The organism is Corallococcus sp. bb12-1 (genome assembly GCF_026626765.1).
GTDB lineage: Bacteria > Myxococcota > Myxococcia > Myxococcales > Myxococcaceae > Corallococcus > Corallococcus terminator.
Map to the genome: position 1 here is coordinate 15,958 of NZ_JAPNJZ010000013.1, position 12,506 is coordinate 28,463.

Sequence of the window (12,506 nt, forward strand, 5' to 3'; positions counted from 1 at the left end):
TGCGCGCTACACCTTCGCCATGCGCCCCTTCCTGACGGCGACGTGGCGGTACTTGCTGATGCTCAACTACGAGGTGGATCCGGCGGTGCTGCGGCCCCTCGTCCCCCGTGGAACCGAACTCGACGCGTGGCAGGGCCACACGTTCGCGAGCATGGTCGGCTTCCGCTTCCTCGACACCCGCGTGCGCGGCCTCGCGGTGCCCTTCCACCGGGACTTCGACGAGGTGAACCTGCGCTTCTACGTGCGCCGCCAGGGCCCCGAGGGCTGGCGGCGCGGCGTGGTGTTCGTACGGGAGATCGTCCCCAAGCTCGCCATCGCCACCGTGGCGCGCGTCCTCTACAACGAGCCCTACGTCGCGCTCCCCATGCGCCACGCCGTGAACATGGACGGCGCCGACACGGGCGCGCCCGGCCACGTCGAGTACGCCTGGAAGTCCCACGGCCGCTGGCACCAACTGTCGGCCCGGACGCTCGGGAGCCCGGCGCAGAGCACGCCCGGGTCGCAGGAGGAGTTCATCACCGAGCACTACTGGGGCTACACCGCCCAGCGCGACGGCGGCTGCGCGGAGTACCGCGTGGAGCACCCGCGCTGGAACGTCTGGCGCGCCCAGGAGACTGCCTTCGACTGCGACGTAGCCCGCTTCTACGGCCCCGCCTTCTCCGAGTGCCTCCGGGGCACGCCCCACTCCGCCTTCGTGGCCACCGGTTCGGAGGTGTCCGTCTTCCCAGGAAATGAACTCCTCCCCTTGCCAAGCCCGTAGGAATCAATATTCTCAATCCAGAAATTGATTTTCTGAACCCCAACGCCCATGCCGACCTCCAAGAGCCCCTGGCCCGTCCCGACCCGCTGTCCCGTCTGTGGAGGCGGCACCGTCATCGAACGGGTGCGCTGCGAGGGGTGCGATTCCGCGGTGGAGGGGCGCTTCACGACGGGGTGGGTGCAGCAGTTGTCGCCGGAGCAGCTCGCCTTCGTGCGGGTGTTCATCGGCTGCCGGGGGAAGATCAAGGACGTGGAGCAGGCCCTGGGCCTCTCCTATCCGACGGTGGTGGCGCGACTGGACGACGTGGTGGAGGCGCTGGGCAGCACGCCGGGCGCACCGTCCGCGCACCCGCCGCCGCCTCCCGCCCGCGAGCGCGCATCCCCGCGCCGGGCCCAGATTCTCGATGACCTCGCGGCCGGGCTCATCGATGCGGATGAGGCCGCCCAACGCCTCAAGAAGGCACGGGAGTAATGCCCATGATGCACCCCGAAGAGACGCCGTCCTCCGACTCCTCCGCTTCCGCGCGCGACGGCGCCCAGCGCCACGCGATTCCCTGGGGACAGCAGGCGGAGCTGGAGTTGCATGCGACGGCCGCCGCGCTCGTCGTGTCGCCGCTGGCGGAGGGAGAGAAGCCCTACCTCGTCACGCACGGCCGGGTGGAGGCGCGCATCCGCGAGCACGGGCGGGTGACGAAGGTGGAGCTGGTGCCGCGCGAGGCGGGCTTCCTGTCGTTGTTCTGGCGCCAGGGCGGACACGCGGAGCTGTTCGTGCCGGCCAACGTGCACGCACGGCTGAAGCTGGACGCGGGCGCGGTGCGCGTCTCCGGACTGAAGGACTGCGCGCTGGAGCTGTCCACGGACGCTGGCACGGCGAGCCTGCGCGACGTGCACGGCAAACTGACCCTGCGCACGGGCGCGGGCCGCATCGTCGGGGAGCGCGTGGGCGGCACGCTGCACGTCCAGGCCGACGCGGGCGCGGTGAAGCTGGACGTGGACGCGCTGGACGTGGGCGAGCACCGCATCGGTACGAAGGTGGGCGCGGTGGAGCTGCGGCTGGTGCCGGGGCTGGACGTGAACGTCGTGGCCCGCTCGTCGCTGGGCGCGGCGCACACGCGCTACCCCTCCAACCCACGGGCCACCACGACGCTGCTCATGGAGACGGAGCTGGGGTCGGTGCGCATCCGCGAGTCGGGCCGGGCGCGTCCCGAGGAGGAAGGCAGCGAAACCTCGTCGTGGGAAGAGGACTCGCTGCGCTGGCAGCGTCAGGCGGAGCGCTGGCAGCGCCGCGCCGAACGCCACGCCAACCAGTGGGCCCACGCCTGGGCGAACTCCTGGGGTGCGCCGCCCTGGTCGCATCACGGCCACCACCACGGCCCCCGGCATCACCGGGCGGAGCCGCCTCCCACGCCTCCGACGTCCGGCGGCATCCCCGAGGCGGAGATGCGCCGCGTATTGGACCTGGTGGAGGCGGGAAAGCTCAGCGCGGAGGATGCGCAGAAGCTGCTGACCGCGATGCAGCGATGAGGCTCTTTCCCCGGACCGTCGAGCGCGAGCCAGGACCGTCACGGCTGCTCGACAGCATTCCGGATTGCACCCTGGGACTGGATGCGTTTCAGGAGTCACTCACGGAGACGATCCATTGGTGTGCCCCTCGGGCCCGCTTGGAGTCGGCGGCCACCTGCCTGCGCGGAGCCTCCTTCCAGCCGCGGGCCCTGGTGGATCGCGATCGCAGCTCCCTGGTGGAGCGCATTGTCGGCCAGCGCCGCCACTGCGTGCGCAGCGACCCGCATGGGTTCATGACTCCCCGAGCCCCCGCTGATCTGCGGGGAGGACGGCTGCTCGTGTTCTTTCCCGATGACACGACTTCCGACGGAGGGGCCGCGTTGGCGACAGGCGGATTCTTCGACGACGACAATGTCCCTCCCTGGGACACGTGGGTGGGCCAGTTCCGCGAGGATCCCGAAATGCCCCAGCAGTCACAGGACTACATCATCAGCTGGGTGCCGCCGGTCTTCGTGGAGGCCGTGGCCCGGGGCATCCAGGCGAATCCGGAGTACTGCATCCAGTGGCTGGAGGACTCGACGACCCTCATGGCCCAACGACTGAAGGACCTGCGCTGACCGCTTCCCACCGGGCTTCGCCTGGCAGGAAGCGGAAGGCGTCGGAAGCACGTCACGGGCACCACCGACGCCCTTCCCGCCCGGGCGACCTGCTCAGGCGCCCTGGGTGAGGAAGCGGAAGGGCCGCACACAGTCCTCGCGGGTGCACCGGAAGACATAGCCCCGGCCGTTGTCCCCGAACTCCAGGCCGTACGGCATCGCGGCCAGCTGCGCGACGAAGCGCATGGGCGCGTCACAGCACTCGGGCGTCGCCTCGCCGTTGAGCCAGCCGGGCACCCCGCCCACCTTGCTCTCCGGCGCCTCCTCCTGGGCGCGGTCCAACGCGGCCAGCTGTTCGTCGCTGGCCTCGTTGACGTCCACCGACAGGGCCTCGGTATCCTCGGTGGCGGGCTCGAAGCCGAGCATCCACTCGACGTAGGGCTTCACGCCTTCCGGAGGCGCACTCACGGCGGGCGCGCCAGCCATCACCGACACCGCGGCGTTGGCGCCCTCCTCCGGGTCCCAGCGGAAGCAGACGGAGTCGGGGTTCTCGCACTGGAAGACGTGGACCGACGCGTAGGGCGCCAGGTCCAGCCGGCCTTCGACGTGCGGAAGCTGGAAGAGGAAGCGCAGCGGCTTGCCGCACATCTCGCAGACAGGCCAGTCCAGGGGACCGGGCGCCTGGGGCGTGCCGCCCACCTTCAGGAAGGGCACGCCGCCGGTGCGGAGGGGAACGAGCGCCCACAAGGGCGCGACAGGAAGGGGCATGCGACGGACTCTAGAAGTCCGCGATGCGCTCCGACAACGTCGGGTCGTCCACGAAGGGGTTGCGGTTCTGCTGGACGGCCTCGATGCCGTCGTTGCGCTTCACTTCCGCGGCGTCGACCTTGTCCAGCGTGTTCCACTGCTTGAGGACGGACTCCTCGTCGGGCGGAATGGGCTTGTTGTACACGGTGGAGAAGTAGAACAGCGCGCGGGCGACGTTGCCCTTGTGCGCATCGGGCGGCTCGAAGACGGTGCGGCCCTTCTCGTCGGTGCCGAACTTGGCGCCGTTCTCCGTCCACTTCACGTTCTTCACCGTGCCGAACGGGTAGTTGCCCCGGATGGAGTTGGCCTTGCTGTCGGTGGGGAACAGGTGGTGCAGGTCCGCCTTCGCCGCGCCCGTGGCGCCCTTGGACTGGGGCCAGGTGTGCTCGGTGTTCATCACGTTGCTGCTGGGAATCTTGTCCGTCTTCACTTCCTTGCCCGTGTAGACGCACTTGACGAAGCCGTCATGGTTGTCGAGCGTGGTGAAGATGACCTTGCGCGCGCCGTTGTAGCCCAGGTCCTTGTGCTTGGAGACCGCGTCGTGCAGGGCCTTGATGAGGATCTTGTCCTTCAGGCCGTCGTAGCGCGGGTCCGGGCCGGCCGGCGTGAAGTCGTCCACCGGTGCCGCTTGCTTGAAGGGGGTCTTCTTCGGGGCGGCGGTCTCGAAGCTGGAGGCCGACGTGGTGCGGGGCGCGGAGAGCGGGCGGGACGAGATGATCATGACGGCCCTCGGATTCGAGGTGGGGGATGACCCATTCTCGCCCACCGGCGGCCCCGGTTGCGTGGCCCCCTGCATTTTCCCTCCGCCCCGGTTGGTTTTTCCGCCTCAACCCGTGACATCCCCGGAAATGGGCGGGCGCGGAGGCCCCTTCCGCCCCGAAAGCGGGGCTCATCGCCGGCACCAGGGCGACCCGGGGCCGGTGGGCGCGGTCTCCGGCGGGCTTCGGGGCGGGCGCGCTATGCCTGGAAGCGAACGGGGCCTTGCGCGAAGGATGCGGGGGCCCCCAGGGGCGTTGGGCCTCCGCAACGGGCCCGTCACGCGGCAGGAGGTCGACGGTGAAGATCGTGATTCCAGGTGGCACGGGGCAGGTGGGCGCACTGCTGGCGCAGGCCTTCCTCGCGCGGGGTGACGACGTGGTGCTGATCAGCCGGGGCGGCCGGGGCGTGGCGCGCACGGTGTCCTGGGACGGGCGCACGCTGGGGGACTGGGCGAAGGAGGTGGACGGCGCCGACGCGGTCATCAACCTGGCGGGGCGCAGCGTGAACTGCCGCTATTCGGAGGAGAACCTGCGCCAGATGATGGACTCGCGGGTGGACTCCACGCGGGTGGTGGGTGAAGCCATCGCGCAGGCCGCGAAGCCGCCGCGCGTGTGGCTGCAGATGAGCACCGCGACCATCTACGCGCACCGGCTGGACGCCCCCAACGACGAGGCCACGGGCCTCATCGGCGGGGATGAGCCGGACGTGCCTGCGTACTGGAAGCGCAGCATCGACGTCGCCCAGGCGTGGGAGCGCACGCTGGGGGAGGCGAACACGCCGAGCACGCGCAAGGTGGCGCTGCGCAGCGCGATGGTGATGAGCCCGGACCGCGAGGGAATCTTCGACGTGCTCCTGGGGCTGACGCGCCGGGGCCTGGGCGGCACGGCGGGAAGCGGCCAGCAGTTCGTGTCGTGGATCCACGATCAGGACTTCGTGCGCGCCGTGCAGTTGCTGCTGGAGCGCGAGGACCTGGAGGGCCCCGTGAACCTGGCGGCCCCGAATCCCCTGCCCCATCGCGAGCTGATGGCGAAGCTGCGCGAGGCGGCGCACGTGGGCGTGGGGCTGCCGGCGATGAAGTGGATGTTGGAGGTGGGCGCGTTCTTCATGCGCACGGACACGGAGCTCCTGCTGAAGAGCCGCCGCGTGGTGCCCGGGCGACTGCTGGAAGCGGGCTTCACCTTCGAGTACCCCGAATGGGGAGCGGCCGTGCGTAACCTCGTCGAGCGCTGGCGCAACGCCGAGCCTGTCCGGAGCTGACCTGTGGCCTCGAAGAAGCCTGGCGTCTGGTGGGTCCGCGTCCTCGCGCTGCTGGGGGTCCTGGGGGCGGTGGGGTTTGGAGCGCTCACGGCGGTGCGGGGCCTGCGCACGGCGGCGGCGCTGGTGCATCCCTCTCGCATCCCGGTGGTGCGCCCGTCCGGGCCCGAAGCGCTGACGGGGTTGGAGGACGTGGCCTTCCAGTCCGAGGGGCAGGTGCTGCGCGGGTGGTATCGGCCTTCGCGCGACGGCACGGCGGTGGTGCTGGTGCACGGCTTCGCGGCGAACCGCACGCAGCTGCTTTTCGAGGCAGGCGTCCTCGCGGCGTCCGGACACGGCGTGCTGCTGTTCGACCTGCACGGCCAGGGGGAGAGCGACGGCGATGCGATTGGCTGGGGCGACAGCGAGCGCGAGGACGTGAGGGCGGCGCTGTCCTTCGTCCGCGCACGGCCGGAGGTGACGCCAGGAAGGGTGGGCCTGTTCGGCTTCTCCATGGGAGGGACGACGGCCCTGCTGGTGGCGCAGGAGGATCCGCGCGTGAAGGCGGTGGCGGCGGTGGGCGCGTTCCCGGACCTGGCGGGGGACATGGGCTCGCACTACGGCGCGAGCACCTGGGCCGTGCTGTGGGGGCTGCGCCGGGCCGGCATCGACGTGGAGGCGGTGCGGCCCCTGGACGGGATGTGCCGGCTGGAGGGACGCGGGCTGCTGCTCATCAACGGAGGCAGCGACCCGGACGGGCCCCAGAAGCTGGGGGCCAGCCTCTACCGCGCGGCCTGTGAGCCCCGACAACTGTGGGAGGTGCCGGACGCGGCCCACGGGGAGTATGCCCAGAAGGACCCCGAGGGCTACGCGCGGCACCTGCGCGAGTTCTTCGACAGGGCGCTATGAGTGGCGGCGCCCCTGGGCGACGAACTCCGCCCGGGTGGTGGCACCCGTCTTCACGAAGATGGCGCTCACGTGCTCCTTGACCGTTTCCACTGAGATCGATTTTTGTCGATCTTCCGGCTTCGGCCCGGAGCGTTTGAGGTCCTGGGCTATCTCTTTGTTCGACGCGCCTCTGTACAGCCCATTCGCCACTTCGCGTTCCCGATCCGTCAGCAGCCGGTGCCAGTCCGGCCGCAGCCAGGGCAGGTGTTCCTTCATGCGCACCTGCCACAACATGCGCCCAGCCCACAGGTGCGTGGACGGGGTGAATGTCACCTCCAACCGCTCCTCTCCTCGTTCCAATACGAGCGCCTGGAGAGAAGTAGCCGTCGCATCATCGAAGCGAGACAGTTCCTTCACCCGCTGCGTCCAATCCTGGGGAACGCCGTCGCGGAGTTCATGGGAGGCGAACCACTTCGCAATCAGCGGGATGGCGGTGCCCGACTCCACGAGCTTCCGTCCCAGGACATTCAGGACCAGCGACGGATTCGGCTCCATCGAAATCACCTTCAAGAGATCGTTCTCGAACCGGACGGCATAGAAGTCACGGACCATGGACATCGCCCGGGCGATGTACGGGATGATCTGTTGAAGGACCCACTGGGCCCGGAGCGAAAAGGGGCGGGAGGATTCGCCGTACATCGCGATGCTCCCCGTCAACCCCTGCTCCACGAACAGCAGGGACGCCAGCACGCGCCGCAGTTTCAGGCCCGCACTCTGACTGCGCTGGAAGGTCTGCGTTTCTTCCAACGGCTTGCCCTGAAGCATCTGGGTGTCCACGAGCGCCACGTTGGGTTGGGCCACGGTGGCATGGAACACAAAGTCGTCGTGCGCCCACTCCGAGTAGTTCTTCAACAAAGGGTGGACGGTGTTGGTCTTCCACTGCAAACCCGCCGAGCCATCCGGATTGACGCAGCCGATCGCGAGGTGATCGGCTCGGCAAAGCCGGGTCAGAATGCCCTCAACAGCCACATAAATGGCTTCTAGGGTCCGGGCGCCATTGAGCCGCTCCTTCAACTCAAGAATCAATGCCTGCTCACGGGCCAGGAATTTCATGGGTCTGCTCATGACGAGTACGCCCCCGGTTGCAATACCTCGCGAGAATGACACGGTCAGGCCCTCTGCCTACCCCCCCTAGGAGGGATGTCGCCCATGACACCCTCCCCCGCTCGGCGACCGCCCTGCCCCTGAGACTCTCCTGGACGCGTCCCCCCCAGGCAGGTCAGCCTGGACCGCCCTGGAGGACCCTCCCCGCATGGCCACCCCGTCGAACACCGACTCCCACTTCCACATCGAGGTCATCAAGCTGCTGCTCCAGGTGGCGACCAGCGATGGCCGCGTCACCCGCGAGGAGATCGATCAGATCATCGATACCGCGCGAGGCTTCAGCGTCCCCCTCTCGGAGCTCGCCGCCCTCACCCACTGCCTCCAGGAGGGAAAGCCGCTGCCTCCCCCGAACGTGGGCGTGCTGCGCGAGCACCCGAACGCCGTCCTCGAGGCCGTCCACGCCCTCGTCACCGGCGACGGCCAGGTCCACGAAGCCGAAATCGAGATGACCCGGCAGATCCGCGAGATGCTCGGCATCACCCCCTGAGGCGCACGCCGCCGCGCACCCCCAGGGCCTCCCCGTCACGGCTTGCTCCCTCAGGCCGTCACCTGGAGCGGGACGTCCTTGTCCTTGTGCTCGTGCGCGTCGGTCAGCCTGCGGGTGAGGCGGCGGCGCACGATGTCCAGGTGTTCGCGGAAGAAGTACAGGTTCTCCTGGTAGGCGAGCGGCACCGCGATGCGGTTCACCTCGCGCTCCGCCTCCTCCAGCCGCTTGAGCATGCCCTGGAGCAGCTCCTGATCCGGGTCCTCCTCCAGTTGGATCTCAATCTCCTTCAGCCGCGCGTACCAACGGAAGATGCGCGAGCGCACCCGCCAGAGGAACACCGCCGGCACCGCGCGCATCAGCGGCACCACCACCGCGATGATGGGCACCAGCATCACCCACAGCCGGTCCACCAGGTTCGCCGCCCAGAACGGCAGGTAGCGCTGGAGCAGCGGCACGCCGGACGCGTAGTAGCGCTTCGCCTCGCTGCTCAACGGGAAGCCCGCGGCGAGCGGCGCGGGGAACTCCCCCGTCTTGTCCAGGATGCCCGCCGTGCCGGAGACCTCACTGGCCGCGCGCATCAGGAGGTACGCGAGCGCCGGGTGCAATGTGTCGCGCGCCACGAGCAGCGCGTTGGGCGCGAGCAGTTGCACGTCATGGTCCGGCACATCCGTCGCGAAGTCGAACACACCCCGGGGCAGCACGTGGCGCGACAGGTACGGATAGCGGCGCGTGTATGCCTCCGCGCGCGAGAAGCTCAAGAGGCGCACGTCCTTCACCGCCGCCAGCTTCTGGATGCGCGGGGACTCCGCCGGGGCCACCAGGAACACCGCGTCCACGGTGCCATTCTTCAGCGCGTCGATGGCCGCGTCCCGGTCCAGGGGCAGCAACTGCGTGGGCTCCGCGTCCGCGCGGTTCGCCTTCAGGAGCGTCAGCGCCAGCGCGCGCGTGCCGCTCTCCTCCGGCCCCACCGCGATGCGCTTGCCGGACAGGTCGCGCACGTCCTCCACGCGCTCGCCCCGGTAGAAGACCCACAGCGGCACATAGGCGAGGCTGCCCAGGGACACCACGTGCTCCGACACCTCCTGGCCCTTGCCGCCCGTCGTGCCGCTCTGCGCGAAGGCGATGTCCACCCCGCTGTCCTCCACGTCCAGCAGGGCCACGCTGCTGACGGAGCCCTTCGTGGGGCGCAGCTCCAGCGTCACCCCGTGCTGCGCGAGGAACTTCTGGTAGCGCTTCGCCGTGTAGCCGAAGCCGCCTTCGTCCGGCGCCAGCGCCACCACCAGTGTCTTGGGCGGCGCGGGTTTGACGAAGTAGAACGTCACCGCGAACGCGACCGCGATGAGGAGGGTCGCGGGGGCGATGGCGAACCACAGGTCGCGCCGCAACGTGCGCTTGAGCTGCGCTTTCAACGAGTCCGTCTTCATGGGGATGCGCAGTATACCGACCGCCCCGTGCGAGGCCCTGCCGGACATTGCGTGGGTCCAGGCAGGCGAGCACGGTCCGACCCGGGGGCACTTGGCGCATCCGCTTGCGCGACACACCCTCCCTCCCAGGCCTTTTTGTAAGGGGTGTGGCATGGGTTGGCGCGGCGGGTGGGTGGTGTCCTTGCTGGTGGTGGGGGTGGGGTGTGGCGGGGGCCTGGAGGACACGGAGGCGGAGGCAGCCCTCGCACAGGAACCCACCCAGGCGTTGGATCCGTCGGTGACGCAGGAGTCCTTCTGCCCTCCCACCGCGGCGGCCACGCAGCGGGTGAAGACGATCCTCCCGCCCTCGGAGCTGGGCATCCCCCGCTTCGCGGCGGCGCCGAACAGCTTCGTGGACTTCCGCGGGGCGCTCCACTTCGCGGTGAACTTCGAGGACGGTCGCGGCTCCCTGTGGAAGAGCACCGGCACCGAGGCGGGCACCACCCAGGTGAAGGACTTCCCCGCCGCCCCCACCTTTTCGTCCAACGTATCCCGGCTCACCGCCACCCCGACCCAGCTCTTCTTCCAGGCGCCAGATGCGACGCACGGACACGAGCTGTGGGTGAGTGACGGCACGGGCGTGGGGACCCGGCTCGTCAAGGACCTGACGCCGGGCGTGGAGGGTTCGTCCCTGGCGCACCTGAAGGCGATGGGCAACGACCTGGTCTTCTTCCGGGAGGTCTTCGACGAGGCCGCCTCGGCCACGCGCCATGAGCTGTGGCGCTCGGACGGCACGGACACGGGCACGGTGCGCCTGCGCGACTTCGGACCGACCGTGGACGTGAGCTTCCTGGACGCGAAGACAGGCAACGCGATGCTCTTCTTCGTGCGCGAGTTGGAGGGAGCCACCAGCCTCTGGCGGACGGACGGCACCGCCTCCGGCACCATCCAGGTGAAGCGACTGGATGCGGGCCCCAATACCTATCCGTCCGAATTGCGCGCCACGGCGACGCTCGCCCTGTTCACCTTGAGCGAGAGCACGGGCCTGACGGAGCTGTGGAAGTCGGACGGCACGGCGGGCGGCACGGTGCGGCTGGCATCCTTTGGTGCCTCGCGCGTGGTCCAGGTGCTGGGGGCGCTGGGCACCAGCGCCTACGTCACGACCACCTCGCGCACCACCCAGTACATGGTCATCTACCGCGTCCCGCTCGCGGGTGGGAACCCGACGCCCGTCGTCACCCTGCCCAATGACTACGCGGCGCAGGGCTCGGCGTTCCCCCGCATCAACGCCGTGAGCGGCGCCCCGGGGGGCACGAAGCTGTTCTTCTCCGTCGACATCGGCAGCAACAGCCCCGCGCCCACTGACACCCAGCTCTGGGTCACCAACGGCACCGCCGGGGGCACGACGCTGCTGCGCCGCCCGCTGAGCCTGTCGGACGAGTACGGCTCGCCGGTGTACGCGGTGGCGGACAACCTCGTCTACTTCAGCGCTCCCGACACCTCGGGGGAGAACATCGAGCCCTGGGTGAGCAACGGCACGACGGGAGGGACGCGCCAGCTCAAGGACATCGCCCCTCCGTCCGTCGGGGCGTCATCCTTCCCGCGCGAGTTCTTCCGCGTGGGCTCGCGCGTCTTCTTCAGCGCCTACGATGAGACCCGGGCCGGCCAGCTCTGGTCCTCCGCGCTCACCCACACCTGCGCGGCGCCGGAAGTCGGACAATAGGCACCCCGTGCCGTCCCGGTCCTGACGACGGGACGTCACCCTGCCCGCCAGGGCTCCTGGCGGGTGACCGTGCCGGGCGGACGCGTGGGTGTTAGACACGTGCTCATGCCCACCGTCAGCCCCAGCGCACGCGTCGCGGGACAACGCATCGAGCGCAGCCGGGCCTCCCGGCAGTTCGAAGGCCAAGGCTTCCGCAACACCGCACCCGTGGGCCCCGGACTCCAGGGCAACCCGCTGCCCCTGTTGGGGGAGTACTTCTTCGGCGGCACGCAGCGCACCCCGCCCGGCCCGCTCCCGGTGGACGACCCGCGCGGCACCTGGGCCCGCGCGCCGGACACCGGCCTGCGCGTCACCTGGCTGGGCCACAGCACGATGCTGCTGGAGGTGGACGGCGCGCGCGTGCTCACCGACCCCATCTTCGCCGACCGGGTCTCGCCCGTGTCCTTCGCGGGCCCCCGGCGCTTCCACGCTCCGCCCGTGCCCCTGGAAGCGCTGCCGGACCTGGACGCGGTGCTGGTGTCGCACGACCACTACGATCACCTGTGCCGGAGCACCATCCAGGCGCTGGCGAAGCGGCGGGTGCCCTTCATCACCGCGCTGGGCGTGGGCAAGCACCTGGAGGCCTTCGGCGTAGCGCCGGAGCTGATCACCGAACTGGACTGGTGGGAGCAGCACCGCGTCGGGCCGGTGGGCTTCACCGCCGCGCCTTCGCAACACTTCTCCGGCCGGGGCCTGGGCGACCGCAACAAGACGCTGTGGGCGTCGTGGGTGCTCACCACCGACAAGCACCGGCTGTTCTTCAGCGGCGACACCGGCCTCACCACCGAGTTCGAGGAGATTGGCCGCCGCCATGGCCCCTTCGACCTGGTGATGCTGGAGGTGGGCGCCTTCCACCCGAGCTGGGGCGGCATCCACCTGGGCCCGGAGAACGCGCTCAAGGCCCACGCGATGCTGGGCGGCGGCACGCTGATGCCGGTGCACTGGGGCACCTTCAACCTGGCGCTGCACGCGTGGGACGAACCGGCGGAGACGCTGGTGCGGCTGGCCACGGAGCAGCAGGTGCGCCTGTTCACGCCGGGCCTGGGCCGGGGCCTGGAGCCCTCGCGCGTGGAGGGCGTGACGCCGTGGTGGCGCGACGTGGGCGAGCGCCGGCTCGTGCCCCAACCGGCGCCCTGAGGCGCCAG

13 protein-coding genes are annotated in these 12,506 nt (G+C 69.9%); 9 read left to right on the plus strand and 4 right to left on the minus strand.

Annotated elements, in window-relative coordinates; translation table 11 throughout:
- The first annotated feature begins 19 nt into the window (after positions 1-19).
- The 4 genes from OV208_RS16930 to OV208_RS16945 all read left to right on the plus strand — a co-directional run bounded on the left by OV208_RS16930 (position 20) and on the right by OV208_RS16945 (position 2,879).
- Positions 20-760, plus strand: a complete 741-nt coding sequence (locus OV208_RS16930) for a YqjF family protein (protein ID WP_267574868.1) — start codon at positions 20-22, stop codon at positions 758-760.
- Positions 761-808: 48 nt separating this feature from the next.
- The gene (locus OV208_RS16935; RefSeq protein WP_267574869.1) at positions 809-1,231 is read left to right on the plus strand and encodes a DUF2089 domain-containing protein; all 423 of its coding nucleotides are present in this window, start codon (positions 809-811) and stop codon (positions 1,229-1,231) included.
- Positions 1,232-1,236: 5 nt separating this feature from the next.
- Positions 1,237-2,283: a hypothetical protein gene (locus OV208_RS16940; protein WP_267574870.1), complete on the plus strand. Its 1,047-nt coding sequence runs from the start codon at positions 1,237-1,239 to the stop codon at positions 2,281-2,283.
- 359 nt (positions 2,284-2,642) lie between these two features.
- The gene (locus tag OV208_RS16945) at positions 2,643-2,879 is read left to right on the plus strand and encodes a hypothetical protein (protein ID WP_267574871.1); all 237 of its coding nucleotides are present in this window, start codon (positions 2,643-2,645) and stop codon (positions 2,877-2,879) included.
- 93 nt (positions 2,880-2,972) lie between these two features.
- Here OV208_RS16945 and OV208_RS16950 read toward each other — a convergent pair whose 3' ends face one another.
- Together OV208_RS16950 and OV208_RS16955 are read right to left on the minus strand one after the other, a co-directional pair.
- Positions 2,973-3,626 carry a hypothetical protein gene (locus tag OV208_RS16950; RefSeq protein WP_267574872.1) on the minus strand — a complete coding sequence of 218 codons (654 nt, stop codon included), beginning with the start codon at positions 3,624-3,626 and terminating at the stop codon, positions 2,973-2,975.
- Positions 3,627-3,636: 10 nt separating this feature from the next.
- Positions 3,637-4,386, minus strand: coding sequence for an endonuclease I family protein (locus OV208_RS16955; protein ID WP_267574873.1), 750 nt, complete (start codon positions 4,384-4,386; stop codon positions 3,637-3,639).
- A 335-nt stretch (positions 4,387-4,721) separates the two neighbouring features.
- On the opposite strand from OV208_RS16955, the gene OV208_RS16960 reads away from it, so the two are divergent.
- Positions 4,722-5,681, plus strand: a complete 960-nt coding sequence (locus OV208_RS16960; RefSeq protein ID WP_267574874.1) for a TIGR01777 family oxidoreductase — start codon at positions 4,722-4,724, stop codon at positions 5,679-5,681.
- 3 nt (positions 5,682-5,684) lie between these two features.
- Positions 5,685-6,566 carry an alpha/beta hydrolase gene (locus tag OV208_RS16965; RefSeq protein ID WP_267574875.1) on the plus strand — a complete coding sequence of 294 codons (882 nt, stop codon included), beginning with the start codon at positions 5,685-5,687 and terminating at the stop codon, positions 6,564-6,566.
- Here OV208_RS16965 and OV208_RS16970 read toward each other — a convergent pair.
- A complete protein-coding gene (locus tag OV208_RS16970) occupies positions 6,561-7,658 on the minus strand; it encodes a helix-turn-helix transcriptional regulator (RefSeq protein ID WP_267574876.1) in 1,098 nt (365 codons plus the stop codon). The genes OV208_RS16965 and OV208_RS16970 overlap by 6 nt on opposite strands.
- Positions 7,659-7,857: 199 nt before the next feature.
- Here OV208_RS16970 and OV208_RS16975 point away from each other — a divergent pair, with 199 nt between their 5' ends.
- Entirely contained in the window at positions 7,858-8,196 is a 339-nt protein-coding gene (locus tag OV208_RS16975; RefSeq protein WP_267574877.1) for a TerB family tellurite resistance protein, read from the plus strand.
- A 50-nt stretch (positions 8,197-8,246) separates the two neighbouring features.
- On the opposite strand, the gene OV208_RS16980 is transcribed toward OV208_RS16975, so the two are convergent.
- A complete protein-coding gene (locus OV208_RS16980; protein ID WP_267574878.1) occupies positions 8,247-9,620 on the minus strand; it encodes a TAXI family TRAP transporter solute-binding subunit in 1,374 nt (457 codons plus the stop codon).
- Positions 9,621-9,771: 151 nt separating this feature from the next.
- On the opposite strand from OV208_RS16980, the gene OV208_RS16985 reads away from it, so the two are divergent.
- Together OV208_RS16985 and OV208_RS16990 are read left to right on the plus strand one after the other, a co-directional pair.
- Complete coding sequence (locus OV208_RS16985; RefSeq protein WP_267574879.1) at positions 9,772-11,322, plus strand: ELWxxDGT repeat protein; 1,551 nt, start codon at positions 9,772-9,774, stop codon at positions 11,320-11,322.
- A 105-nt stretch (positions 11,323-11,427) separates the two neighbouring features.
- Positions 11,428-12,498 carry an MBL fold metallo-hydrolase gene (locus tag OV208_RS16990; RefSeq protein WP_267574880.1) on the plus strand — a complete coding sequence of 357 codons (1,071 nt, stop codon included), beginning with the start codon at positions 11,428-11,430 and terminating at the stop codon, positions 12,496-12,498.
- The last annotated feature ends 8 nt before the right edge of the window (positions 12,499-12,506 follow it).